General features: G+C 57.7%; 23 protein-coding genes. 5 read left to right on the top strand and 18 right to left on the bottom strand.

The annotated features are described in order from the left end of the window. Positions 1-68 precede the first annotated feature (68 nt). Positions 69-569: a universal stress protein gene (locus G364_RS0115200; RefSeq protein ID WP_019935997.1), complete on the top strand. Its 501-nt coding sequence runs from the start codon at positions 69-71 to the stop codon at positions 567-569. Between the two features lie 73 nt (positions 570-642). Here G364_RS0115200 and G364_RS0115195 read toward each other — a convergent pair whose 3' ends face one another. The 4 genes from G364_RS0115195 to G364_RS0115180 all read right to left on the bottom strand — a co-directional run bounded on the left by G364_RS0115195 (position 643) and on the right by G364_RS0115180 (position 4,887). Continuing rightward, the gene (locus G364_RS0115195) at positions 643-936 is read right to left on the bottom strand and encodes a DUF6506 family protein (protein ID WP_019935996.1); all 294 of its coding nucleotides are present in this window, start codon (positions 934-936) and stop codon (positions 643-645) included. Between the two features lie 15 nt (positions 937-951). Then, positions 952-1,902 (bottom strand): bifunctional enoyl-CoA hydratase/phosphate acetyltransferase, encoded by a 951-nt coding sequence (locus G364_RS0115190; protein WP_019935995.1) that lies wholly within the window; start codon positions 1,900-1,902, stop codon positions 952-954. Between the two features lie 82 nt (positions 1,903-1,984). Then, a complete protein-coding gene (xsc, locus tag G364_RS0115185) occupies positions 1,985-3,748 on the bottom strand; it encodes a sulfoacetaldehyde acetyltransferase (RefSeq protein WP_019935994.1) in 1,764 nt (587 codons plus the stop codon). Positions 3,749-3,990: 242 nt separating this feature from the next. Continuing rightward, positions 3,991-4,887: a LysR family transcriptional regulator gene (locus tag G364_RS0115180; RefSeq protein ID WP_019935993.1), complete on the bottom strand. Its 897-nt coding sequence runs from the start codon at positions 4,885-4,887 to the stop codon at positions 3,991-3,993. 139 nt (positions 4,888-5,026) lie between these two features. Here G364_RS0115180 and G364_RS0115175 point away from each other — a divergent pair, with 139 nt between their 5' ends. Then, complete coding sequence (locus G364_RS0115175; protein WP_019935992.1) at positions 5,027-6,067, top strand: YeiH family protein; 1,041 nt, start codon at positions 5,027-5,029, stop codon at positions 6,065-6,067. 58 nt (positions 6,068-6,125) lie between these two features. On the opposite strand, the gene pdxR is transcribed toward G364_RS0115175, so the two are convergent. From pdxR to G364_RS0115160, 3 genes are all read right to left on the bottom strand, one after another. Next, positions 6,126-7,592 carry a MocR-like pyridoxine biosynthesis transcription factor PdxR gene (gene pdxR, locus G364_RS0115170; RefSeq protein WP_019935991.1) on the bottom strand — a complete coding sequence of 489 codons (1,467 nt, stop codon included), beginning with the start codon at positions 7,590-7,592 and terminating at the stop codon, positions 6,126-6,128. Positions 7,593-7,715: 123 nt separating this feature from the next. Continuing rightward, the gene (locus tag G364_RS0115165) at positions 7,716-9,140 is read right to left on the bottom strand and encodes an NAD(P)/FAD-dependent oxidoreductase (RefSeq protein ID WP_019935990.1); all 1,425 of its coding nucleotides are present in this window, start codon (positions 9,138-9,140) and stop codon (positions 7,716-7,718) included. A 38-nt stretch (positions 9,141-9,178) separates the two neighbouring features. Further along, positions 9,179-9,577 carry a nuclear transport factor 2 family protein gene (locus G364_RS0115160; protein WP_019935989.1) on the bottom strand — a complete coding sequence of 133 codons (399 nt, stop codon included), beginning with the start codon at positions 9,575-9,577 and terminating at the stop codon, positions 9,179-9,181. Between the two features lie 228 nt (positions 9,578-9,805). Between G364_RS0115160 and G364_RS0115155 the strand changes: the two genes are divergently transcribed. Further along, complete coding sequence (locus G364_RS0115155) at positions 9,806-10,822, top strand: YeiH family protein (RefSeq protein ID WP_019935988.1); 1,017 nt, start codon at positions 9,806-9,808, stop codon at positions 10,820-10,822. Between the two features lie 50 nt (positions 10,823-10,872). Here G364_RS0115155 and G364_RS0115150 read toward each other — a convergent pair whose 3' ends face one another. The 5 genes from G364_RS0115150 to xdhA form a co-directional block, all read right to left on the bottom strand. Further along, positions 10,873-11,607 (bottom strand): GntR family transcriptional regulator, encoded by a 735-nt coding sequence (locus G364_RS0115150; RefSeq protein ID WP_019935987.1) that lies wholly within the window; start codon positions 11,605-11,607, stop codon positions 10,873-10,875. 204 nt (positions 11,608-11,811) lie between these two features. Further along, a complete protein-coding gene (guaD, locus tag G364_RS0115145; RefSeq protein ID WP_019935986.1) occupies positions 11,812-13,122 on the bottom strand; it encodes a guanine deaminase in 1,311 nt (436 codons plus the stop codon). 29 nt (positions 13,123-13,151) lie between these two features. Beyond that, on the bottom strand, positions 13,152-13,970 hold the full coding sequence (gene xdhC / locus G364_RS0115140; protein WP_019935985.1) for a xanthine dehydrogenase accessory protein XdhC: 819 nt from the start codon (positions 13,968-13,970) through the stop codon (positions 13,152-13,154). Between the two features lie 22 nt (positions 13,971-13,992). After that, positions 13,993-16,389: a xanthine dehydrogenase molybdopterin binding subunit gene (gene xdhB / locus G364_RS0115135; RefSeq protein WP_019935984.1), complete on the bottom strand. Its 2,397-nt coding sequence runs from the start codon at positions 16,387-16,389 to the stop codon at positions 13,993-13,995. Next, entirely contained in the window at positions 16,382-17,827 is a 1,446-nt protein-coding gene (gene xdhA, locus G364_RS0115130; protein ID WP_019935983.1) for a xanthine dehydrogenase small subunit, read from the bottom strand. The genes xdhB and xdhA overlap by 8 nt, the downstream gene beginning before the upstream one ends. A gap of 226 nt (positions 17,828-18,053) precedes the next feature. Between xdhA and G364_RS0115125 the strand changes: the two genes are divergently transcribed. Continuing rightward, complete coding sequence (locus G364_RS0115125) at positions 18,054-19,448, top strand: MFS transporter (RefSeq protein ID WP_040614669.1); 1,395 nt, start codon at positions 18,054-18,056, stop codon at positions 19,446-19,448. A gap of 4 nt (positions 19,449-19,452) precedes the next feature. Here the strand turns inward: G364_RS0115125 and G364_RS0115120 are convergent, their stop codons facing one another. The 3 genes from G364_RS0115120 to G364_RS17505 all read right to left on the bottom strand — a co-directional run bounded on the left by G364_RS0115120 (position 19,453) and on the right by G364_RS17505 (position 20,897). After that, positions 19,453-20,070, bottom strand: a complete 618-nt coding sequence (locus G364_RS0115120) for a TetR/AcrR family transcriptional regulator (protein WP_019935981.1) — start codon at positions 20,068-20,070, stop codon at positions 19,453-19,455. Positions 20,071-20,239: 169 nt separating this feature from the next. After that, complete coding sequence (locus G364_RS0115115) at positions 20,240-20,671, bottom strand: GlcG/HbpS family heme-binding protein (RefSeq protein WP_019935980.1); 432 nt, start codon at positions 20,669-20,671, stop codon at positions 20,240-20,242. Between the two features lie 97 nt (positions 20,672-20,768). Then, positions 20,769-20,897, bottom strand: a complete 129-nt coding sequence (locus G364_RS17505) for a hypothetical protein (RefSeq protein ID WP_281163195.1) — start codon at positions 20,895-20,897, stop codon at positions 20,769-20,771. Between the two features lie 36 nt (positions 20,898-20,933). Here G364_RS17505 and G364_RS0115110 point away from each other — a divergent pair, with 36 nt between their 5' ends. Continuing rightward, positions 20,934-21,506, top strand: a complete 573-nt coding sequence (locus tag G364_RS0115110; protein ID WP_019935979.1) for a superinfection exclusion B family protein — start codon at positions 20,934-20,936, stop codon at positions 21,504-21,506. Between the two features lie 55 nt (positions 21,507-21,561). Here G364_RS0115110 and G364_RS0115105 read toward each other — a convergent pair whose 3' ends face one another. From G364_RS0115105 to G364_RS0115095, 3 genes are all read right to left on the bottom strand, one after another. Then, positions 21,562-21,753 carry a (2Fe-2S)-binding protein gene (locus G364_RS0115105; protein WP_019935978.1) on the bottom strand — a complete coding sequence of 64 codons (192 nt, stop codon included), beginning with the start codon at positions 21,751-21,753 and terminating at the stop codon, positions 21,562-21,564. Between the two features lie 106 nt (positions 21,754-21,859). After that, complete coding sequence (locus G364_RS0115100; RefSeq protein WP_019935977.1) at positions 21,860-23,545, bottom strand: SulP family inorganic anion transporter; 1,686 nt, start codon at positions 23,543-23,545, stop codon at positions 21,860-21,862. Then, positions 23,542-23,967 (bottom strand): protein tyrosine phosphatase family protein, encoded by a 426-nt coding sequence (locus G364_RS0115095; protein ID WP_019935976.1) that lies wholly within the window; start codon positions 23,965-23,967, stop codon positions 23,542-23,544. The genes G364_RS0115100 and G364_RS0115095 overlap by 4 nt, the downstream gene beginning before the upstream one ends. Positions 23,968-24,033 lie beyond the last annotated feature (66 nt).

Raw genomic sequence — 24,033 nt, 5'->3', positions numbered from 1 at the left:
ATCATGATAATGTCATCGATCAGCCGCTATGCTGATCGTTTTCCGTTTCAGTCAATGAGGAAATGCCCATGCTGCCGCAAGTGAACCGAATCCTGTATTGCACAGACCTGTCCAAGAACGCCTCTTATGCCTTTCAGTATGCCGTTTACCTGGCCAGGGAAACCGGTGCCGATATTCATATTCTCAAGGTGGTGGAGCAGCTGTCCGGCGATGAGAAACTGACGCTGCAGTCTTACATTCTTAACCAGAGCAGCCGGGAAGAGTTTCTGCATCAGCGCCTGAACAATGCCCAAGCTCAGCTGCAGCAACGCCAGGATTATTTCTGGGAGCAGATAGCGCCGGAAGAACAGGCTCTGCGCAGCAAGGTGGTAAGTTGTGAAGTGGTGGAGGGCTACCCGGTACAGACCATTCTGGCCCGTTCAAAAGAGCTGGAGTGCGATTTGATTATTATGGGGGCGCACGAAAAAGGCTGGTTTCATACCTTGCTGGGCAGTGTGGCCAAGAACGTACTGCGGGAGTCACGCATTCCCACCCTGATAGTGCCCCGCCCGGAAAAGAAAGGCTCCTGAACGCGCTTCAGTCTCCAATAAAAAACCGGACTGTTGTCCGGCTTTTTTCTGATCTACCTGGTATAACAGCGGATCAGGGCCACTGGATCCGCCCCTGATCCTGCGGGCGGATCACCGCCCGCCCAAGAGGCACATGATCGTTGATCGCCTCACGGATCTGTGCTTCTTCCTCGGCGGTAAAGCCGCCGCACAACTCGATCAGTTCAATACGCCGGGTCAGCATTTCCTGAGCAGCCATAATGGCCTCTTCCAGATTGCTGACACCAGACACCGCCAGATCAAAGCCTTCACTCTTGATGCGGCCATGATGCTTGAACATCTCCAGATCCGGCGCTTTTACAATAAATCCGTAACGACTCAGACTCATCAGTGTTCTCCTTGTTCAGGCGGTGGCGCGGACCGGCGCCGCGCCATAACGGTTATGATGCACTATGCTGGCCAGGGCACAGGATGCCAGCCTGGCCTCAGGCGGATCGGCACGAGAGGTGAGAATAACGGGAACCCGCGCGCCCAGTACCAGACCGGCGGCGGTGGCCCCCATAAAGTACACCATCTGCTTGAACAGAAAGTTGCCCGACTCCAGATTGGGTACCAGCAACACATCGGCATTGCCGGGCACCTGGCCGGAAATGCCCTTGATCTCGGCCGCTTCCCGGGACACGGCATTATCGAACGCCAGCGGCCCTTCCACCACGGCCCCGGGCAAGGCCCCCATGGCGGCCAGCTTGACCAGCTCGGCGGCATCCTGGCTTGAAGGCATGCTTTTGCTCACTTCTTCGGTGCCCGACAACAGCGCCACTCTGGGCTCTTCGCAGCCCAGCGCATGCAACAGCGCAATGGCGTTGCGGGCAATATGCAGCTTGTCGAGCACATTGGGCTGCACATTAATCACCGCATCGGTAATGCACAGGGCCCGGCAGCTGCCCGGCACCGTCATGTAAAACACATGGCTCAGCCGGCTGTCGGTACGCAGGCCGGCGGCACGATTGAGCACAGCGCGCAGCAAGATGTCGGTATGCACATGGCCCTTCATAATGGCGTCGGCCTCGCCTCGGCTGACCAGAGCCACGCCGGCCTGAGCGGCGGCCGCTTCATCGGCGGCATGCACCAGACGCACACCGGCCAGATCCCAGCCCATGGCAGCGGCTTCTGCACGCATGCGTGCTTCATCGCCTACCAGAACGGGCATGATCAGCCCCTCATCCTGCGCCAGCCGGACGCTGGCCAGTGACACCCGGTTAACCGGGTTGATCACCACAGTGCGGACGGCTGAATATTGCCGGGCCTGCTCCAGCAAATGGGCCGGGCATTGTTTGGGGTTAGTATTGAGCATCACTGAGTTCCCTTTAATGATGGCCGGTAAACAGCCTGACAAACAAAAAAGCTGCCCCAAGGGGCAGCTTTAGCGTTGGCTATCAGCAATAGTCCTTGTACTTATCCAGATGACGCACCGGCTTGGACAGTGCATCCCGGCGGAAGGGGTCGCCCAGCTCCCGGGTACACATAATCTCGATAACGGTGGTCTTGCCTTCTTCCATCTGGCGGGTAATGGCCTTCTGCAGCGCCGGGCCCACGTCTTCCAGCTTGTCGACGGTGACACCTTCGGCACCCATGGAGCGGGCAATATCGGCAAAACTCGGGTTTTCCAGATCGCCGGCCACAAAACGACGATTATAGAAGTCGACCTGGTTCTTCTTCTCGGCCCCCCACTGACGATTATGGAACACGATGGAAGTCACCGGAATGTGCTCACGCACACAGGTCATCACTTCCATCATGGACATGCCCCAGGCACCGTCACCGGCGTAGGACACGGCCGGACGGTGAGGTGCTGCGGTTTTGGCACCAATGATGGTGGGCAGAGCGTAACCACAGTTACCAAAGCTCATGGCAGCAAAGAAAGAGCGCGGCTTTTCAAAACGCAGATAGCTGTTGGCGACCGAGTTGATGTTGCCGATGTCGGTGGATACCATCACATCTTCGGGCATGGCTTTTTCCAGCTCACGCAATACCTGACGCGGATGCAGATAACTGCCCTCTTCTTCAGACTGCTCGGCAATCATGTCGAGGGAATAGTCGTCCTTTTCGTGGATCCACTGATCCAGCTCGGCTTCCCAGGCTTCTTTCTCGCTGGCAATTTCAGTGGCGCGGGCACCCTTATTTTCCAGACAAGCGACGTTCAGGTTCTGCAGCCGATCGAGAATGGTCACGGCAGCGGCCTTGGCATCGCCACACACGCCCACGGAGATCTTTTTCACCAGCCCCAGCATCTTGGCATCACAGTCTACCTGAATGATCCTGGCTTCCTTCGGCCAGTAATCCAGGCCGTGCTGTGGCAGGGTACCGAACGGACCGAGACGGGTGCCCAGTGCCAGCACCACGTCGGCGCGGGACAGCAGTTTCATACCGGCCTTGGAGCCCTGATAGCCCAGCGGGCCGCACCACAGCGGGTGGCTGGCGGGGAAGGAATCATTATGCAGGTAGCTGTTCACTACCGGCGCGCCCAGGTATTCGGCCAGCGCTTTACATTCTTCAACCGCGTCGGCCATCACCACACCGCCACCGGAGATGATCACCGGGAACCGGGCTTCGGCCAGCAGCGCCGCGGCCTGCTGCAGGCTCTGCTCACCACCGGCACCACGCTCAATGCGGATCGGCTCGGGGATTTCCACGTTGATGTCACCGTAGAAGAAATCCCGGGGAATATTGAGCTGAGTCGGACCGTTTTCCAGCATGGCACGGTCAAAACAGCGGGCGGTAAATTCGGCCATACGGGCCGGGTTGGACACATGGCCCTGATATTTGGTGATGGTTTCAAAGAAGGGCAGCTGCTGCGCTTCCTGAAAACCGCCCAGCCCCTGGGTCATGGAGCCGGTTTCCGGAGTAATGCACACCACCGGGCTGTGGGCCCAGTAGGCGGCGGCAATGGCAGTGACAAAGTTGGTAATACCGGGGCCGTTCTGGGCAATACAGACACCGTGGCGGCCGCTGACCCGGGCATAACCGTCGGCCATGTGACCGGCCCCCTGCTCGTGCACCGTGGGGATCAGACGAATGCCGGCGGGGGCAAAAATATCCATGGCATCCATAAAGGCAGAGCCCATGATACCGAACACATCGGTCACACCGTTGGCCGCCAGGGTTTCGACCAGAGCTTCACTGGGAGTCATACGTGGCATAACTGTCTTCCTTTTGCTGTTTCCCGTTGGTGGTGGCTTGATGCCAGCCGCCTCGGTTGGGTTGAGTTCAATCTTCCGTTTTCTGTCCGGGCAATTGCGTTGGTTATGACGAGCAGGCCCTGCAGAGTAAAAGCACCTGAGTGGCTCGCTTGGGAAACAGCTTAGGAAGGGGGGGCAAGGTAACATAGGGCCAGTTTCACTCCCCATGTTACGCCAGGGTTAAAAAAATGATGCCAGCCGGTTTATTTGTTCGCCAGTAAAGTGCTCTGTTGCCAGAACCGCTCCGCAAGCTCCGAGCGGGGCTCACCGGACCGGCACAGCTCAATATCAAGCTGCAGTGACGGGCTTTGCTCCAGTACCGCCACACGGCCGCTGGTAAGCTCGTCACGCACCAGACTTTCCGGCAGAAAGGCCACCCCTTCGCCTTGCAGCAGCTGGGCCTTAAGCCCTTCTCCCAGTGCATTTTCACACACCGGCTGCCAGGGCTGCTCTGCCAGCGCCGGCAGGCAATGCTGCTGCACCAGAGCCCCCAGATAGGCATCTTTCGGGTAGAGCAGCAGCGGCAACGGCTGTTCATGATTGAGCTGAAAGCGGGGGTTATGCTGCGGGTCAGTAGCCGATACCAGCACCAGCCGGTCCTGGCCCAGCTGCAGCCGCTCTACGTTCAGGCGTTGCAGGGCTTCGGCCTGCTGCGGCTCGGCAAAGCACAGTAAAAAATCCACCGCGCCGGCTACAAACTGCTCCATGGCCTCGTGATAGTGGCCTGTGTTAAGCCGTATCAGCCCTTCGCCCAGCGCCGGGCGCAGCCGGTGCAGCCAGGCGGGAAAAAAGGTCACCGCCAGCGCCGGCTGCGTGATCAGGCTGACGCCGGGAGTTTGTTGCTGACTCAGTCGCAGCTGGCTGCGTATGCCATAAATCTGGGCCAGCAGCTGGCGGGCCTGCTCCAGAAAGGCTTCACCGGCGTGAGTCAGCTCCAGTGGATAACGGTTACGGCATACCAGTGCCACCCCCAGCCAGTTTTCCAGTGAACGAATGCGGCGGCTGAACGCGGGTTGAGTGACAAAGCGGCTCTCCGCCGCCCGGGAAAAGCTGCCCTGCTCACTGAGGGCAATAAAATCATGCAGCCATTTGGTTTCCATAAACCTGTCCTTAGTATCTGAACATCACACCTATGCAAAAAAGTAACCGCAATGGCTGAAAATGGCATTGGCCTGGGTCACAGCATCGTCAATAACATAACAGCAACATTGACTGGATTTGTTTCACGGAGGAAATTCCATGGCTGCCGACACCCACTCTCCGGTAATGGGCCTGCTGTACCGTCTGGACGACACCCGCAAGCGCTATTTTCCCGGCATTTGCGTTGCTGCCACCATTGGCATTGCCGCCAGCTTTTTGTCTCAGCATTATGGTGCCCCCGCCATGCTGATGGCACTGCTGCTGGGGCTGGCGTTTAACTTTCTCAGCCAGGAGCCACAATGCGCGCCGGGTCTTGAGCTGTCGGCCAAAACCGTGCTGCGGCTGGGGGTTGCCATGCTGGGCCTGCGCATCACCTTTGGCGATGTGCTCACGCTGGGCTGGCAACCCATGCTGATGGTGTGCTCCGCCGTGGTGCTGACCATTGGCTTTGGCGTGGTCATGGCCCGCTGGCTCGGCTTTTCAAAGGAATTCGGTACTCTTACCGGTGGCTCTGTGGCCATTTGCGGCGCATCGGCGGCCATGGCCATCAGCAGTGTGTTGCCCCAGAGTGAGCAGGCCAAGCGCGATACCCTGTTCACCGTGATCAGCGTGACCACCCTCAGCACCCTGGCGATGATCTTCTACCCCATGATAAGCGAGAGCCTGGGGCTGTCGGATCAGGAAGCCGGCCTGTTTATCGGTGCCACCATTCACGATGTGGCCCAGGTGGTGGGTGCCGGCTACAGCATGTCCGCCGAAGTGGGTGATCTCAGCACCTTTGTGAAACTGCTGCGGGTGGCCATGCTGGTGCCCATCGTCATGACCATCGGCATTCTAATCCGCCGCGCCGCCAGCAAAAAAGGCGAACAAAGCCACGGTGGCAGTGTGGCCATTCCCGGCTTTTTGATCGGCTTTGTGGTGCTGTTTGTGCTCAACAGCCTGAGCTGGATCCCTCAGAACATGGCTCAGCCGCTGGCCGGCAGCTCATCCTGGCTGCTGCTCACCGCCATTGCCGCTCTGGGCGTGCGCACCCAGCTGAAAGACATTCTGTCGGTAGGCTGGAAGCCGGTGCTGCTGGTGGTGCTGGAAACCGCCTTTATCGCCCTGCTGGTGCTCGCTTACCTGCTGCTGACGGGCTGATGATGCTGCTTTATTACTCTTGCACTTTTTGGCCCCGCACATGCGGGGCTTTTTTTATTCAGGTCATATCGCGGATCAGCGCCACCAGAGACTCTATGCCGGGACGAATGCGATCCGCGGCAATGGAGGAATAGCCCAGCCGAAAATAGTTGAGCGGCACTTGCTCACCCTGAAAATGAATATCGCCGGGCTCTATCAGAATGCCACGGTCAGCGGCCTCTTTACGCAAAATACGGCTGTCGAGTCCTTCCGGCCCTTTTACCCAGTAGCAGGAGCCGCCAAAGCCGGGCTGGCGGCTGGAACAAGGCAGAAACTCATCCAGCGCCTTGCCCATTTCCTGCCAGCGCTGCTCATAGGCTTTGGCCAGATTCATGATCAGCGCATCGTGATAGCCCCGCTCCAGAAACAGCGCCACCGAACGCTGGTTGTTGGCCGCCGGATGCCGCAGCATCAGCCGGCGCAGGGCACGGGCTTCACGGATCAGCTCCGCCGGTCCCACCAGATAACCCAGCCGCAGCCCGGGTGCCAGGGTTTTGGATAAGCTGCCCACATAAAGCACCCGGTCATTATCATCCAGACTCTTCAGCGCCGGCGTGGGGTTGGTCCTGAAGTTGGTTTCACTTTCATAGTCATCTTCAATAATCAGAAAATCACGCTCACTGGCCTGCTTCAGCAGTGCAAAGCGGCGCTCCAGCGGCATGGTAACCGTGGTCGGGCACTGATGACTGGGGGTGGTATACACCAGATCGCAGCCGGCCAGCTGATCATCGATGATCAGCCCCTGCTCATCCACCGGCAGCGGCCGCACTTTGGCCGGGTTCATGGTGGCAATATTGCGAATATCCACATAGCCGGGATCTTCAATGCCGATGGTACTGTCTTTATCCAGCAGTAAGCGCGCCAGCAAATAGAGCGCCTGCTGCGCCCCCACAGTGACCAGGATCTGATCCGCCGAGGCCCAGACCCCGCGCCGTGGCAACAGGCGAGTGCGGATCTGCTCGATCAGCAGCGGATCGTCATTATCAAAGCTGTCGGAGGCCCAGTCACGAATAGCCGGAATACTCACTGCATCACGGCAGCATTCGCGCCAGTTGTTGCTGGGAAACAGGGTGGGATCGAATTGGCCGTAAATAAAGGAATAAGGGTACTTCTGCCAGTCTTTGGGCTTGCTGATATTGTGCTGGGCACTGGGATGGATCTTGAGCTTGCGGCCCCAGTCCGGTGGCGTGCCTTCACTGGCCGGTGCGGTTTCTGCCGGCAGCTCGGGCCGACGGGACAAAATCTCCGGATTAACAAAATAACCGCTGCGCTCACGGGCCAGAAGATAACCGTCGTCCAGCAAGTGCTCGTAGGCCAGTACCACCGTATTGCGGGCAATGCTGAGCTGCTTGGCCAGCTTGCGGCTGGACGGCAGCGGGCTGTCCGCCGGAATATTGCCATTAAGAATGGCGGCAGCAATTTGTTCACGCAGCTGTTGCTGCAGACTGGTGTTTTTTTCCGTGGAGAGATGAAATAAATGAAGCATGAAAAGGCTTACCTGTCAGCGAGTTGAGTTCTGCTGGCGGTACCAAAAAGCCGCCCTCTGATGTAAGCCGTTGTAACTCAGAGGGCGGTAAAGTAAAAGGGTTGTTAACAATTATTTGTTCATTTACAGCACTTCGTCACGCAAATGGTACCAGTGGTACAGCATGCGCTGACCCAGCCGGCGGAAGGGGGCGAACAGGTGCCCCGGCAGCGGTGAGTTGTAAATGGGCAGCTCAAAGCCTTCGCGAATGCCGGCAATGCGCTGGGCCATGCGCCGGCCGGCGTGGGCCGAGAACATCACACCATTACCGCCGTAGCCCAGGGCATAGAAAATCTGCTCCTTGTCGTCGGGCTGATAGATGCGCGGCATCATATCGTGGCTGACATCCACCCAGCCCCACCAGGAATAGTCGATCTGAATGCCGGTAAGCGCCGGAAACTTGCGGTGCAGGCCGTTAATCAGTAACTCCAGATGCTTGTGATTGCCGGCATCTGCCCCGGTAATGGAACTGCGGCTGCCAATCTGTACCCGGTTGTCGGGCAGCTTGCGGTAATAGTGCCGCAGGGTCCGGGTGTCGGTGATCACTTCATTGGTCTTGAAGTTGCAGGCGGCAATTTCCTGCTCGGTGAGCGGCCGGGTCACCAGCGAGTTGGACAGTATCGGCATGATCTTGCTGTTCAGGCTGGTATGCAGCCCCTGAGAGGTATAGCCACCGGTGGCCACCCCAACAGCACGGGCACGGACGGTGCCGCCCGGGGTCTTGATATGATGTACGCCATTAATGGTTTCCCAGCCCAGTACCGGACTAGACGGATGTATGGTGGCACCCAGATTGCGAGCCATACGGTGGTAGCCCTGAGCCAACTTGAGCGGATGCACGCCAATGCCTTCCGGCTCGTGCATGGCCCCTACCGCCTCGGCTTCATTGACATAATCACGACTCAGGGTGGGCTTGTCGAGCAGCTCGGTGTCATAGCCAAACTGTTCACGCAGCACTTTGGCTTCCGCTTCCAGTTTGCGCATGGCTTTGTCACGGTGGGCAATATAAAGGTGGCCGCCATCCTGAGGATCACAGTCGATGTTGCCTTCCCGGATCAGGCCCTTGAAGGTATCAAAGCCTTCCTGCACTTCATCATGCATTTTGCGGGCAGTCGTCAGCCCCCAGCGTTTGATCCACTGAGAGCGGGTCAGCCGGCCCGAGGCGTTCTGGGCCTGGCCGCCGTTACGGCTGGTGCAGCCCCAGCTGACCTGGTTGGCTTCCAGTACGGTGGCCTTGATGCCATGCTCCTTGGCCAGATGCAGCGCCGCTGACAGGCCGGTAAAGCCGCTGCCGATGATCACGACGTCGACATCCATGTCACCGGTCACGGGGCCATCATCCTCCGGCGGCGTTCCGGCAGTGGCAACCCAATAAGTGGGGGCATACTGCTGACCCTTCCCGGGCGTGGCCGCCACCAGGGGATCATAGCTGGGATCGTAACGATCCAGCACGGTATCGGCCTTGGCCGACTGGCGGAAGTCCGCCCGAGTGTTGTTGACCATATCCATATTCGTGATTCCCGTTAACAGAGTGAGGCTGCCGAGGCTTAGCGCGGATCCAGCAGCGGACGATCCTTACGGAAGGCCTGCTTCAGCGCCAGCTTGCCGCCTTTCAGGGTAAACAGATCCACGCCATCGGCTTCAATACGGCGGCCATCCGGCGTGGTGGCACAGAAGGTCCACTGGGACACACCCCGATCGCCGGTGGCAAAGTGGCTGGTGTTGTTCCACTGCACATCCGGCATTGTGGTCCATACATTGATAAAGGCCGCCGCCACCGCATCGGCACCCACAAAACGGTTACCATGGGCTTCGGGCCCGGCCGCCCCTTCAAACACCACATCGTCGGTCATGCAGGCCATGACGCCGTCAATATCGTGACGGTTAAAGGCAGCAAACAGCTGCTCCAGCAGCTCGGTGGTTTTCTGGTTGTTTTCAGCAGACATATCAATTCTCCCTTGGCCAGCAAGTGGCGATGAATCAAGACCCGGCGCACCGAGTTATTTACATGTTCATAACATTAGGGGGAAAGGGGCTTAAGCCGGTAGCGCCAGTTGCACGGATTAACTTGGACCACCCCACAGGAAACAAAAATCAAACCAGGGTTGGCCCTGGGCTGGCTGGCATTGATAACATTAGGGAATATCCTTATGCACTTTTAATCAGGAGGCCTGATGGCCGCGCTGCTGCGTCGTCTTGACGACACTCGAAAACGTTTTTTTCCCGGTTTGTGTGTGGCCGCCACCATCGGCATTGCCGCCAGTTTTCTGTCTCAGCACTATGGTGCGCCCGCCATGCTGATGGCGCTGCTGCTGGGGCTGGCCTTTAACTTTCTCAGTGAAGAATCCCAGTGTGCGCCGGGGCTGCAATTTTCAGCCAAAACCCTGCTGCGTCTGGGGGTGGCTCTGCTGGGCCTGCGCATTACCTTTGGCGATGTGCTGACCCTGGGCTGGCAACCCATGCTGATGGTGTGCTCGGCGGTGGTGCTGACCATTGCTTTTGGCGTGGTGATGGCCCGCTGGCTCGGCTTCAGCAGTGCCTTTGGCACCCTGACCGGCGGCTCAGTGGCCATTTGCGGTGCCTCGGCGGCCATGGCCATCAGCAGCGTGCTGCCCAACAGCGAGCAGGCTAAACGCGATACGCTGTTTACCGTGATTATCGTCACCACCCTCAGTACCCTGGCGATGATTTTCTATCCCATGATCAGCCAGGCGCTGGGGCTGACCGGGCAGGAAGCCGGGCTTTTTCTCGGGGCCACCATTCATGATGTGGCTCAGGTGGTGGGGGCCGGCTACAGCATGTCGGAAGAAGTGGGCGATCTCAGCACCTTCGTCAAGCTGCTGCGGGTGGCCATGCTGGTGCCCATTGTGATGACCATTGGCATTATTATTCGCCGGGCCGCCAGCAAACAGGGCAACGGCAATGAGAGCGGAAAGGTAGCAATTCCGGGGTTTTTAATCGGCTTTGTGGTGCTGTTTATCATTAACAGCCTGGGCTGGCTGCCGCAACAGCTGGCCGGTCAGCTGGCGGACAGTTCGTCCTGGCTGCTGCTCACTGCCATTGCCGCGCTGGGCGTGCGCACTCAGCTGAAAGACATTCTCTCGGTAGGCTGGAAACCGGTTTTGCTGGTGGTGCTGGAAACTGTCTTTATCGCCCTGCTGATCCTGAGCTATCTGCTGCTGACTCACTAAAAACACAAAGGGCGGCCAGTGAGCCGCCCTTTGTTCTTTCAGGCCTCGTCTTAACGGCCGCGGCGTTTTTTGGCCACGCCGGAAAAGACCACATGCAGATCCGTGGAAGCGGAGTCGCCGTCCAGATTGAGCTTGGCTTCGATATGGTCCAGATGCTCGGCCATTTTTTGCATGGCGGTATCTTTGTCGCCGGTTTCGATGGCATTCAGCAATATTTCATGCTCGTTAAAGGAGCAATGGGCCTGATGACCGACTTCATACTGGGCAATAATCAGTGATGTCTGTGACACCACGCTGCGCTGAAAGTTAAGCAGCGGTGTATTGTTGGCCATGTGCGCCAGCTCAAGGTGAAACTCACCGGACAGACGAATACCACTGCCGCGATCGCCCCGGGCAAAGGCGTCCTGCTCTTCCTGCACCATGGCACGCATACGGGCCAGGCTTTCGGGGGTGGCATTTTTTACCGCCAGCTCAATAACCGCCAGCTCAACCACGCGGCGGGCGGCGAAAATTTGCCGGGCTTCTTCCACGCTGGGTGCGGCCACCACGGCCCCCCGGTTGGGGCGAATAATCACCACCTGCTCGTGAGACAGGCGCAGCAGGGCGCGGCGAATAATGGTGCGGCTGACGCCAAAAATGTCGCCCAGCGCTTCTTCACTGAGCTTGGTGCCCGGTGCCAGTCGCTGCTCCAGAATGGCATCAAAAATATGTTCGTAGACGATATCGTCTTGCGTGTTTGAGCTCGACTTGACAGGTCTCGGCTCCAGTTGACTGAGTGAACTCATGTTTTTGTTTCCAGTTGCGGACTTGGCTGCAGCGACGACATCACCGCTATCCTTGCCTGTTTCAGTTAAAAAATTGTTACACTTTACGTATACAATCTAACGCGCTTTTTGCCAATTCAACAGCCACAATGTCCAAGTCTGTGACTGAGCACAAAAAACGCCCTGAGCGGGCGTTTCTTACTACTCAAATGCCTCTTAACTCTCTCAGACGCCATTTCTGCCATGCTGGCATTTGCCATAAACAAAGGTACTTTCAATGGCTCTGTCGTCTCCCAGCATCATGAGTACAAAAAGTTTTTCGTACAAAGTTTGTGCATTTTGTGTGCGGGCATGCATCAGCGCAGTGGCATTCAGATCCAGCACCAGAAAGTCGGCTTCCTTGCCCGGCAGCAGGTTACCCAGCTTGTCATCCAGACGCAGCGACTCGGCACCACCCAGGGTGGCCAGGTAAAACGCCTTGAGCGGATGCAGCTTTTGCTGCTGCAGCTGCAACACCTTGTAAGCCTCATTCATGGTCTGCAGCAGCGAGAAACTGGTGCCGCCGCCCACGTCCGTACCCAGGCTCACATTGACATCAAAGCGCTCCAGCCGCGCCAGATCGAGCAGGCCCGAGCCGAGAAACAGGTTGGAGGTGGCACAGAAAGACACCCCCGAGCCGGTGGCATGGAGCCGCTCGCATTCACCGTCTTCCAGATGCACACTGTGAGCAAATATGGAGCGCTCGCTGAGCAGGCCATGATGGTCATACACATCCAGATAGCCGGACCGTTCGGGGAACAGCTCCTTGACCCAGGCAATCTCTTTGCGGTTTTCCGACAGATGAGTCTGCAGATAAAGATCCTTATGCTCACGCAGCAGGCGGCCGGCGGCGTCGAGCTGCTCCGGGCTGCTGGTGGGGGCAAAGCGCGGTGTCACCGCATAAAGCTGGCGGCCTTTGTTGTGCCAGCGCTCAATCAGCGCCTTGCTGTCGGCATAGGACGACTCAGGCGTGTCCAGCAGAAACTCGGGAGCATGGCGGTCCATCATCACCTTGCCGGCGATCATGCGAGTATTGCGCCGCTCGGACTCGGTAAAGAAAGCGTCTACCGCCTGGGGGTGCACGGTGCCGTAGACCATGGCGGTGGTGGTGCCGTTGCGCAGCAGCTCGTCCAGAAACAGCTTTGCTACCCGGGCGGCATGCTGCGGGTCGGCAAACTTGCGTTCTTCCGGAAAGGTGTAGTTATTGAGCCAGTCCAGCAGCTGATCACCATAAGAGGCGATCATTTCGGTTTGTGGAAAATGAATATGAGTGTCGATAAAGCCCGGCGTGATCAACCGGTTTTCAAGCTCCACCACCTGGGTGCCGGCGGGCAGCCGGTTCAGTACTTCCGGGGCCGGCCCCACATCCTGAATATGGCCATCGGCCACCACCAGCACCCCATCTTCATGCCAGGCAAAAGAGTTTTCCAGGCCCACTTTGGCCGGATCACCCAGGCTGTAAAAAATGGCGGCGCGATAGGCTACGGGTTGCGTCATCTCTGCGCGTCTCCTTGAAATCAATAAAATCAGGCGTGCTCGGCCTGGGCGGCGGGAATCGCCTGATTGCTGACGACCTCACCCTGATAAGCGGCAATCAGCTGGCCCGCCACCGAGACGGCAATTTCCGCCGGATGTTTGCCGGTGACCTCGGCCAGGCCGATGGGACAGATCATGTTTGCCAGGGCGGCAGCGTCAACTCCCCGCTCCTTCAGCCGGTAGTCAAAACGCTTGCGCTTGGTGCGCGAGCCAATTACGCCAAAGTAACGGGCATCATTGCGTTTAAGAATGCGGGCGCACAGCTCCAGATCCAGCTGATGATTGTGGGTCATCACCAGGTAATAACTGCCGGCAGGCTGCTCATCAATCTCGTCAACGGGCTCGTCACTGACCACGGCAGTCACTCCTTCGGGCAGACTGGCGGGAAATTCCTCGGGCCGTGAGTCTATCCAGGTAATGCGAAACGGCAGGGTGGCCAGTATATGCACCAGCGCCTTGGCCACATGGCCGGCACCAAACAGCACCAGATGATGGCGGGGCCGCACCACCGGCTCCAGCATAATGGTAGTCATGCCGCCGCAGCACTGGCCCAGGCTGGCCCCCAGATTAAAACGCTCCACCCGCATGGCTTGCTCGCCTTCTGCCAGCATGTGCCGCGCCAGCTCCATGGCTTTGAATTCCAGATGGCCGCCACCAATGGTGGCGTAACAGCCGGCTTCGGTCACCAGCATCTTGGTGCCGCTGTCCCGCGGGGTGGAGCCCTTGTGCTCCACTACTGTGACCATGATGCAGGGCTCACCCCGCTGTTCCAGCTCGGCCAGAACCTGAATCCAGTTGTCCTTGAACATGTTTCGCTCCCGGGCCAATGACTTATTTCATGCTGACCGCATCGGCAGCGCCTTGCTGCTGCTCTGCCAGCTCTCGCATTTGCTCCACCGCCCACAGTACCCGCTCCGGAGTGGCCGGTGCGTCTATGTGCGGATAGCGCAGGTAACCGGAGACGCTGGCCACGGCGTCCTTCAGTGCGCACCAGACTGCCATGCCCAGCATAAAGGGCGGCTCGCCCACGGCCTTGGAGTGAAAGACGGTGTCTTCGGGATTCTTGCGGTTTTCCACCAGCTTGATACGAAAATCCGTGGGCATGTCGGCCACTGCCGGAATCTTGTAGCTGGCCGGTCCGCTGGTCATCAGCCGGCCCTTGTCGTTCCATACCAGCTCTTCGGTGGTGAGCCAGCCGGCCCCCTGAATAAAGGCTCCTTCCACCTGACCGATGTCAATGGCCGGGTTCAGGGAGTCGCCCACATCGTGCAGTATGTCGGTGCGCAGCAGCTTGTATTCACCGGTAAGGGTATCTATGACCACTTCGGCACAGGCTGCGCCGTAGGCAAAGTAGTAGAAAGGCCGGCCCGAGCCGCTGGCATGGTCGTAATAGATTTTCGGCGTTTTGTAGAAGCCGGTGCTCGACAGCGAAATCTGGTTGAAGTAGGCCAGCTGCACAAACTCCGGAAACGCCATCAGGGTATCGCGAATTTGCACCAGGTTGTTTTTGAACACCACTTCTTCGGGGCTGACCTGAAAGTGACCGGCAGCCCAGTCGATCAGCCGCTGCTTGATGGTGCGCGCCGCATTCTGGGCCGCCTTGCCATTCAGATCGGTACCGCTCGACGCCGCCGTCGGCGAGGTGTTGGGCACCTTGTCGGTATTGGTGGCGGTGATCTGAATGCGATCAATATCCACCTGAAATTCTTCCGCCACTATCTGGGCCACCTTGATATTCAGGCCCTGGCCCATTTCGGTGCCGCCATGGTTAAGGTGAATGCTGCCGTCGGTGTAAACATGGATCAGCGCCCCGGCCTGGTTGAGAAAGGTGGCCGTAAAGGAGATACCAAACTTCACCGGTGTGATGGCGATGCCCTTTTTCAGAATGGGGCTTTTGGCGTTAAAGGCCCGGATTTCTTCCCGGCGTCTGGCGTATTCCGACGACAGCTCAAGATCATTCACCAGCTCGTGAATAATGTTGTGCTCCACCGGCTGATGATAGTGAGTGACGTTGCGCTCGGCTTTGCCGTAAAAGTTGATCTTGCGGATCTCCAGGGGATCCTTGCCCAGGTACGAGGCGATCTCATCCATTACGTGTTCAATGGTCATCATGCCCTGAGGGCCGCCAAAGCCGCGGTAAGCGGTGTTGGACGCGGTATTGGTCTTGCAGCGATGACCGATAACGGTGGCATCACCCAGGTAATAGGCGTTATCGGAGTGGAACATGGCCCGGTCTACAATGGACGAGGACAGATCCGGCGAGTAGCCACAGTTACCGGCCACGGTAATTTCTGCCGCCTGAATGCGGCCGCTGTCGTCAAAGCCAATCTTGTACTGGTTAAAGAAGGGGTGACGCTTGCCGGTCATGATCATGTCTTCCATGCGCGGCAACCGCATTTTGGCCGGACGACCGGTGAGGCGCGCCACCACCGCCGCCATGCAGGCGGGGCCGGCGGCCTGGGTTTCCTTGCCGCCAAAGCCGCCCCCCATGCGGCGCATGTCGATCACCACCTTGTTCATGGGCACGTCCAGCACACTGGCCACCAGCTTTTGTACCTCGGTGGGGTTCTGGCTGGAGGTAAACACCATCATGCCGCCGTCTTCCGTGGGCACCACAGAGCTGACCTGGGTTTCCAGATAGAAATGCTCCTGACCGCCGATATGCAGGCTGCCTTCAATGACGTGTTTGGCCTTTTTCAGGCCGGCGGCGGAGTCGCCCCGCTGCTGCTTGTGGCTTTCGGTCACAAACAGCTCTTTTTCCAGCGCCTCTTCCACCGACAGCACCGCCGGCAGCGCTTCATATTCCACGATGGCGGCCATGGCCGCCTTGCGGGCAGTTTCCATATCATTGGCGGCTACCGCCAGCACCGGCTGGCCGTAATATTCCACTTTGCCGTCCGCCAGCAGTGGATCACCCGCCAGTACCGGGCCGATATCCAGCTCGCCGGGCACGTCCTCGGCGGTAATGGCAATGGCCACACCGGGAAAATCGTAGCAGGGGCTCACATCCAGCCTGGTGATACGGGCATGAGCCTGGTCCGACAGCCGGGCATACACATGTAGCTGATTGGGAAACTCCAGGCGATCGTCTATGTACTGAGCCTCGCCGGAGACCTGCCGGGCGGCGCTGTCGTGGGGCACGCTTTTGCCTACACCGGTTTGCAGTTCCTGTTTCATTTTCGCCATCATTTCATCGATGGTCAGCGTGTTCTGAGGTTTGTTAGACATAAGACGTTACCCTGGTTTCCAGTTTCAGATCCTGTTGCTCGATAAAGCACTTATACAGCAGGTTGGCCGCGGTTCTGGTGCGGTATTCCTTGCTGGCACGGAAGTCCGACAGCGGTTCAAAGTCGGCTTCAAGGGCTTTCATACCGGCCTTGACCGTGGCCATGTTCCAGATCTTGCCCACCAGCGCTTGCTCGCAGCCACTGGCTCGTTTGGGCGTGGCGGCCATGCCGCCAAAGCCGATGCGGGCATCGGTGATGATGCCGTTTTCAATGATCAGGTTGAAGGCACCACACACCGCAGAAATATCGTCGTCTATTCGTTTGGACAGCTTGTACACCCTGAAGTGCTGATTGGCCGACGGTTTGGGCACTATGATCTTCTCGATAAACTCCCCTTCTTCCTGAGCGGTCACCTTGTAGCTGAGGAAGTAGTCTTCCACCGGCAGTTCCCGCACTCGCTCGCCCTTGCGCAGCACCAGAGTGGCGTTCAGGGTAATCAGCACCGGCGGCGCATCACCGATGGGCGAGGCGTTGCCAATGTTTCCCCCCAGGGTGCCCTGGTTGCGGATTTGCAGAGAAGCAAAGCGATGCAGCAGCTCGCCAAAGTCGGGGTAGTAGCGGCTTAACGCTTCATAGCTGTCGGTTAAAGAGCGGGCCGCTCCAATCACCAGCCCCCGCTCGGTTTCTTCCAGCGTTTTCATGTCGGCCACATTGCCCACATAAATCATGGTGGGCAGCTCGCGGTGAAACTGGGTCACTTCCAGAGCCAGATCGGTGCCGCCGGCCAGCAGCCGGGCATCCGGATGCTGCTCCAGCAGGGTGGCCAGCTCGGCACTGCTGGTGGGCGAGAAACAGACCTTGTCATCACCGGTAAGAGTGACCAGAGTATCGGTTTCAATCTTGCCCAGCCGCGCCAGCAGTTCCTGCTCATATCGAGAGAAGTCATCGGCCAGCTGTGGCTGCTCGGCTATGGCTTTGGCGGCATCCACGATGGGGCGATAGCCGGTGCAGCGGCACAGATTGCCGGCCAGCGCCTCAAAAATATCGTGTTTGTCAGCGGCAGGTTTGTTCTTGCTCAGAGCAAACATCGACATGATAAAGCCCGGGGTACAGAAGCCGCACTGGGAGCCGTGGAAGTCCACCATGGCCTGCTGCACCGGATGCAGGCGGCCGTCTCTGGACTTAAGATCTTCCACGGTCAGCAGCTGCTTGCCGTGCAGGGCCGAGACAAAGGTAAGACAGGAGTTGACCGAGCGATAGCGCATGCGATCACCATCCCGCTCGCCCAGCACCACAGTGCAGGCACCGCAGTCACCGGAGCCGCAGCCTTCCTTGGTGCCGGTTTTACCAACGCGGGTGCGCAGGTAATTGAGCACCGTCATATTGGGGGACAGGTCTTTTTCCTGTCGCAGCTCCTGGTTTAACAAAAAGGTGATCACAGCTTGCCTCCTTCAGGGTAAAACACCCGGACGAACAGATGAGTTGTTAATATCTTTACATCTAATTAAATTAAAATTTGACCTCTCGGTCAACAAAAATTTTACACATGGCTTGCGACGCTTGCCCGGTTCGTAGTTAACTGCTTGCTGAAAAAGCAGTTTTGCTCACAAATTGTGATAGCCAAGCAGCCTGATCTCTTAAAGTGTAGTGGGAGTCATTTTTATCATGTCTGAAACAATTCAGGTGCAACAAAGCCAGCAAGCACACAGAGTGTTTGCCGGCGTGGCCATGGCCATTATGCTGGGAGCGCTGGAAATTACCTTACTGATGCCGGCTATCTCCCGGCTGGGTGAGATCTTTGACTCGCCACAGCTGGCCCCGCTGCTGGTAAGCAGTTATTTGTTCACCATGACCCTGACCATGCCGGTATATGGCCGGCTGAGCGACCGCTTTGGCCGCACCCCCTGTCTGGCCGCAGCGCTGGCGCTGTTTACCTTTGGCTCACTGGCAAGCGCCCTTACCGACAGCCTGCCGGTGTTGCTGGCCACCCGGCTGCTCACCGGTCTGGGCGGCGGTGGTCTGATTGCACTGTCGTTTGCAGTGATTGCCGATGTGATACCACCCCGTCAGGTAGGCCGTTATCAGGGGCTGATTTCCACTCTGTTTGCCGTTTCCAGCGTGGCCGGCCCGCTGCTGGGCGCCTTTATGGTGGCGCATTTTGACTGGCGCTGGCTGTTTCTGTTCAAGCTGCCCCTGGGGCTGCTGGCCATGGCAGTGAGTTATTGGGCATTAAAGGATCTGGGTCATAAAGGAGCCCGCAGCAAGCCGGATAATATAGGCATTACTTTGCTGCTGCTGGCCGGCACCGGCTGGGGTTTGTCTACCAATACCGCCGAGCTGTTGCCGGCACTGGCGGCATACCAGCCTTATATGATGACCGGGGCTGCCCTGCTCAGCCTGGTGCTGCTGGTACAACAATGGCGTCATTCCAATCCGGTGTTGCCATTACGACTGCTGGGCAACCGTTTGCTGGCCATTGCCTTTTTGTTGCTGGCGCTGTCGGAAGGTGTGCGACTGGGGCTGCTGGTTTATCTGCCACTGGCGCTGGAGCAACAGCAAGGCATGAGCCCGGACGGCACCAGCCGGGTGTTACTCTGGTTTATTCTGAGTGTGACCGCCGGTACTTTTATCAGCGGCAAGCGCATTGCTCACAGCGGCTTTTGCCGTCCTTTTCCCTGGGCGGGCGGTGTTCTGCTGGGCCTTGGCTGTGCGTTGTTACTGGCGCTGTTTGGCCGCTGGCTGAACGGCCCCTGGCTGTATGGCGGCCTGATTGCCGGTGGCGTGGGCATCGGCTTTTTGATTGTGGCCTGCTCCATTGCAGTGCAAAACGCCCTGCCTTCCCCTCAGCTGGGTGCCGGGCTGGCGCTGATGAACTTCTGTCGCTCCCTGGGTGGCACCCTGGGAGTGGTCTGGCTGAGCTGGCAATATCAGCAGCAGTTAAGCGACTGGTCGGTACACGTTTACAGCTCGCTCACAGGATATGGGCTGGTGTGCCTGCTGTTGGGTTTCGTGATGCCCGACAAAGAGCTGGGTAATCAGGCCAAAAACCAGCCGGGCTGAAACGTTACTGAGGTAAAGGACGCACCCGGCAGCCTTCAATCACCAGCCGGGTGATCACTTCGGCGGCCTGTTCAAAGTCGCTGTCATCCAGCTCCTCCTTACCCAGGGCCATGGTGATCTGCCAATTGAAATCGGCATAAGTCTGGGTAGAGGCCCAGATGGCAAACAGCAGATGCCGTGGCTCAAACTGCTCCATCAATCCCTGCCCCATCCAGTCACTCAGCTTGCTGCTCAGCGTTTTGGTCTGCTCGCTCAGGCGAGCAATCAGATCTTCTGGCAAGTGAGGAGCACCATGCATGATTTCACTGGCAAACACCTTTGAGGCATAAGGGTAGTCACGGGAAATCGTCAGCTTGGTGCGTATGTAAGCCGTCAGTGCCATTACCGGATCAGCATGCTCCTCAAAAGGAGCAGAGGCCGCCAGCAGCGGCTCGGTCACGCTTTCCAGTACAGCGCGGTAGAGATTTTCCTTGCTGCCGAAATAGTAGTAGATATTGGGCTTGGGCAACTGAGCCAGCTCGGCGATATCGGCAGTTTTGGTAGCGGCATAGCCATGCTCGGCAAATACCCGGCTGGCAGCGCGTATGATTTTTTCTTCGTTTCTGGCTCTTATCCGTGACATAGTTCTTTACGTTTGTTTGACCTACTAGTCAGCAACCATACCCTAATCGGTTACAAATTCATAAAAAAACGCCCACCACAGGGTGAGCGTGAAAAAAGAGTAACCAAGGTTACCCCTCGACCAAAACAATGGGGTGATGAGCCGCACGCAGGCGGGCGCGCACCGAATATTAGCTGCAGTCTGCCTTCAGGCCGGTTTTTTCAATGCCGGCAACGGCGCAGGCTTCATCCACATCAGACAGATCACCGGTAATGCCCACGGCACCAATGATCAGATTATTGTCGTTACGAATAAGTACGCCACCGGGAGCAGGCAACACTTTGCCCTGACCCAGAGTATTGATGGATTGCATAAAGCCCGGACGGGCTTCTGCCATTTCGGCCAGACCACGGGAGCTGCGACCCAGTGCGATGGAGCCCCAGGCCTTGGCAATGGCAATATCGGGACGCATCAGACTGGCAGTATCTTCACGCTGCAAAGATACCAGCACGCCGGCACTGTCGAGCACGGCGACGGTCAGCGGTGCGGCAGACATTTCCCTGGCGCGCTGCAGCGCACCTTCGGTGATTGATAATGCCTGCTCAAGTGAAATTGTATTCATTACTCAATGACTCCCTGTCTAGCCATACTAAAGTATTACCAACTGGACACTAATAAAACATAAAATCGCGACAAAGTTAACAGATATTTGTATACGTTTAATATAAAGACAAACCTTGCGTCACTTCTGCTCCTGTTTTGCGTAAGCCATTAACAAGTGCCGGCATTGATGTATTAACTGTCTTCTGGCCGCTGCCTGCCTGACCAATGGCACGAATATTGCTCACTTCTCGGCTCAGGCATCATTCAATGGAGAAAATACAATGCCGGAGCTGCGACAGGTTTCTACGCTGAACTGGTTTATGTGCTGGCTGATGCTGAGCTGCCTGCTGATCACGCTGTTGCCCGACAGTCTGTTTACCGGTGCCTTTGGACTCTGGCTTGCCGATTACCGGCTACTCTTTGTGCTTGCCCTGGTGTTGTCAGCGACTTATTTTCTGTCGATTGGTGCCATCATGCTGTTTCAGCATGTGTTTTATCGTAAACAGCGAGTGACCCGGCAAAAGCTGCTGAAAGAGCTGCTTGAATACCTGGATCCGAATGAAAAAGCCGTGCTGCGGGAGTTTGTGATCCAGCGTAAAAGCGTCATAAAACTGCCGGTCACCGAGCCCGCCGTCAAAAATTTGTTGAATCAGGGCATTCTGACCTACGCCTACGGCGAGCCGGGAGAAAACAGCCTGCAGGCCATCAAAGCACTGATGATCACGCTGGAAGCGCGCCCCCTGTTAACCTTCAGAGTACTGGGGCTGAATCCGGCCAACATGACCGAAGAGCAGAAAAGTCAGCTACTCAGCTCTCGCCCCCGCTATGCTTACAAACAGCTGGGCCGCAGCTGACTGCTTCAACAAAAAAAGCTCCCGAAGGAGCTTTTTTTGTACCAGGCGGCCGGTGTCAGGCCACTTCGTAAAAGACGGCGTTTTTAGCGGTTTCTTCAGCCAGAATGGCCAGTGCAACCGGAATACATTTACCACACTGGGAGCCAGCTCCCAGCTCGCGCTTGAGATCCATAAAATCGGCATTGCCTTCGGCAATGGCTGCTTTTAACTGGCGTTCGGTAATACCTTTGCACAAACAAACATACATAAATGATGCCCTCCGCTATAGAGCAAATCTAAATGATATCAGTTATCAGTGCAAGTTAATTTTGACTAAAAACACGTCGATTTATGTCCGGGATCCTTTTTAACACTCACGACCCGCCCAGCTCTTGCCAGGCCTGAAACAGCGTCAGATAGACCTTGCCACTGAGTTGCCGCAACAGCTCGCTGCGCTCCAGCCGATCCATCACAGGGCCTTTTACCTCGGCCAGATGAAAACAAATACCGGCAAGCCTGAGGCGTTCATTAATCATCAGCAGGCTGTCGAGGGCTGAAGCGTCAATGCGGTTGACTGCCGTGCATTGCAGCACCAGGTGGCGCAGCCCGGGGCGCTGACTGACCAGCGTCGCGATTACCTCTTCCAGCTCACCCGCATTGGCAAAATACAGGCTTTCGTCAATTCGCAGACACAGCAGCCTCTCGTTCAGCTCTACACGATGACGGAGCCGGTTACGAAAATGCTCCGTGCCGGCAATGCGGCCCACCTCAGCCCAGTGTGGCTTGTGGCTGTGATACAAATGCAGCAACAGTGACACCAGAATGCCACTCACCAGGCCGATCTCAACGCCTGCCGTCAGCGTCACGATAAAGGTAACGCACAAGGCACTGAAGTCAGCCCGGGAATAACGCCAGGTGTGGCCGAAATGCCGCCAGTCAAACAACCCCAGTACCGATACAACTATGGTGGCGGCCAGCACTGCCTGGGGCAGGTTACTCAGCCAGGGCGCAAACCAGAGCCCGGCCAGGGTAATGCCGAAAGCAGCATAAATACCGGCTGCCGGCGTTTGTGCGCCGGCGTCAAAGTTCACCACGGAGCGGGCAAAGCCCCCGGTTACCGGCATGCCACCGGAGACGCCTGCAGACAAGTTAGCCAGCCCCAGGCCAATCAGCTCCCTGTTGGGCCGAATGCGTTGCCGGCGGCGCGCTGCCAGAGTCTGACCGATGGATACCGACTCGACGAATCCCACCAGGCCCAGCAGTAATGAAGGCAGTACCAGCTCCCGCCATGGCAAATTGTGCCACTCGGGCCAGCTCAGCACCGGCAAGCCAGCCGGAACGGATTGCACCACCGCCACGCCGGCGCTCTCCAGATCCAGCTGCACCGACAGTACAATCGCCGACATCACCACCAGGGCCGGCATCAGCCGCACCACTGCGGTGGCCGAGGCCGGGCTCATTATCCGCAACAACAGGCCTTTAAGGCCGGCCCGGGCCCATAACAGGGCGATCAGGCTGATAACCGACACCCCCAGGGTCGCCGGCGGTATGGCTTCAGACTGGGCCACCAGCACCACAGGAAGCTGCCAGAGCGCCCCTTCAAGCTGAATCCCCAGCAGGTGACGCAACTGGCTTAGCGTAATCAGCACCGCAGACGCACTGATAAAGCCCGACATCACTGAATGACTGATAAAATGCGCCACAAACCCCAGCCGGAACAGGCCAAACAGCAGCAACCAGCCACCGCTCAGCAACGCCAGCGCCAGGGCCCCGTCAGTGTAATGCACTCCCTGCAGTGAGAGCTGGCCCAGGGTAGCCGCCGTCATCAGAGACAACACCGCCACCGGCCCAACCGACAGGGTTCGGCTTGAGCCGGACAGTGCATAGATAATTAATGGCAATATGCTGGCATAAAGGCCAGCCTGAGGCGGCAGCCCCGCCAGCATGGCATAAGCCAGCGACTGAGGGATCAGCATCAGGGTAACAATCAGTGCTGCGGCTCCATCCTGAGCCAGTATGCTGCGGCTATAATCTTTCGCCCACTCGGGCAACAGACTCATGATGACAGGCGTTCCGCCATCCGGCCGGCATGGACAGAGAGATCATAACCGGCTGCAGCAGCCTGCTGCAGCAATACTTCTGCCGGCTGCCGGGCTGCCTGAGACAAGGCCCACAGCGTAATAGAGCGGGTACCGGTGCGACAAAAGGCCAGTACGGGGCCCGGGTGGCGCTTCAGGGCCGTGTCAAAGTCGGTAATGGCCTCATCGGTAAAGTTGCCTGAGCTGATAGGAATCCACTCCCAGGCAAAGCCCTGACTGCGCGCCTCGGCTGCCAGCGCCTCGGCGGCAGGCTGGCCGTCTGTTTCACCATCGGGGCGGTTACAAATCAGCGCTTTATATCCCAGCTGTTTAAGTGTCGCCAGATCACCGGCGGTGACCTGATCCGCCACCGCAAAGCCGGAGGTTACCTGTTTGATATTCATACTGGGTTCCTTAATTGGGTTATCGGTGACGAATGATAGCATTCCCCTCACACCTTTAGATTAGAA

Origin of the sequence: Oceanimonas smirnovii ATCC BAA-899, from assembly GCF_000381965.1 — a bacterium.
GTDB lineage: Bacteria > Pseudomonadota > Gammaproteobacteria > Enterobacterales > Aeromonadaceae > Oceanimonas > Oceanimonas smirnovii.
Note: the sequence above shows the minus strand (reverse complement) of the source record. Positions and strands in the feature narration are given on the sequence as shown.

Excerpts from the sequence above, each read along its gene's own strand:
- G364_RS0115200 (WP_019935997.1), top strand. The coding sequence starts at position 69 with ATGCTGCCGCAAGTGAACCGAATCCTGTATTGCACAGACCTGTCCAAG.
- G364_RS0115195 (WP_019935996.1), bottom strand. The coding sequence starts at position 936 with ATGAGTCTGAGTCGTTACGGATTTATTGTAAAAGCGCCGGATCTGGAG.
- G364_RS0115190 (WP_019935995.1), bottom strand. The coding sequence starts at position 1,902 with ATGCTCAATACTAACCCCAAACAATGCCCGGCCCATTTGCTGGAGCAG.
- xsc (WP_019935994.1), bottom strand. The coding sequence starts at position 3,748 with ATGCCACGTATGACTCCCAGTGAAGCTCTGGTCGAAACCCTGGCGGCC.
- G364_RS0115180 (WP_019935993.1), bottom strand. The coding sequence starts at position 4,887 with ATGGAAACCAAATGGCTGCATGATTTTATTGCCCTCAGTGAGCAGGGC.
- G364_RS0115175 (WP_019935992.1), top strand. The coding sequence starts at position 5,027 with ATGGCTGCCGACACCCACTCTCCGGTAATGGGCCTGCTGTACCGTCTG.
- pdxR (WP_019935991.1), bottom strand. The coding sequence starts at position 7,592 with ATGCTTCATTTATTTCATCTCTCCACGGAAAAAAACACCAGTCTGCAG.
- G364_RS0115165 (WP_019935990.1), bottom strand. The coding sequence starts at position 9,140 with ATGGATATGGTCAACAACACTCGGGCGGACTTCCGCCAGTCGGCCAAG.
- G364_RS0115160 (WP_019935989.1), bottom strand. The coding sequence starts at position 9,577 with ATGTCTGCTGAAAACAACCAGAAAACCACCGAGCTGCTGGAGCAGCTG.
- G364_RS0115155 (WP_019935988.1), top strand. The coding sequence starts at position 9,806 with ATGGCCGCGCTGCTGCGTCGTCTTGACGACACTCGAAAACGTTTTTTT.
- G364_RS0115150 (WP_019935987.1), bottom strand. The coding sequence starts at position 11,607 with ATGAGTTCACTCAGTCAACTGGAGCCGAGACCTGTCAAGTCGAGCTCA.
- guaD (WP_019935986.1), bottom strand. The coding sequence starts at position 13,122 with ATGACGCAACCCGTAGCCTATCGCGCCGCCATTTTTTACAGCCTGGGT.
- xdhC (WP_019935985.1), bottom strand. The coding sequence starts at position 13,970 with ATGTTCAAGGACAACTGGATTCAGGTTCTGGCCGAGCTGGAACAGCGG.
- xdhB (WP_019935984.1), bottom strand. The coding sequence starts at position 16,389 with ATGTCTAACAAACCTCAGAACACGCTGACCATCGATGAAATGATGGCG.
- G364_RS0115125 (WP_040614669.1), top strand. The coding sequence starts at position 18,054 with ATGTCTGAAACAATTCAGGTGCAACAAAGCCAGCAAGCACACAGAGTG.
- G364_RS0115120 (WP_019935981.1), bottom strand. The coding sequence starts at position 20,070 with ATGTCACGGATAAGAGCCAGAAACGAAGAAAAAATCATACGCGCTGCC.
- G364_RS0115115 (WP_019935980.1), bottom strand. The coding sequence starts at position 20,671 with ATGAATACAATTTCACTTGAGCAGGCATTATCAATCACCGAAGGTGCG.
- G364_RS0115110 (WP_019935979.1), top strand. The coding sequence starts at position 20,934 with ATGCCGGAGCTGCGACAGGTTTCTACGCTGAACTGGTTTATGTGCTGG.
- G364_RS0115105 (WP_019935978.1), bottom strand. The coding sequence starts at position 21,753 with ATGTATGTTTGTTTGTGCAAAGGTATTACCGAACGCCAGTTAAAAGCA.
- G364_RS0115100 (WP_019935977.1), bottom strand. The coding sequence starts at position 23,545 with ATGAGTCTGTTGCCCGAGTGGGCGAAAGATTATAGCCGCAGCATACTG.
- G364_RS0115095 (WP_019935976.1), bottom strand. The coding sequence starts at position 23,967 with ATGAATATCAAACAGGTAACCTCCGGCTTTGCGGTGGCGGATCAGGTC.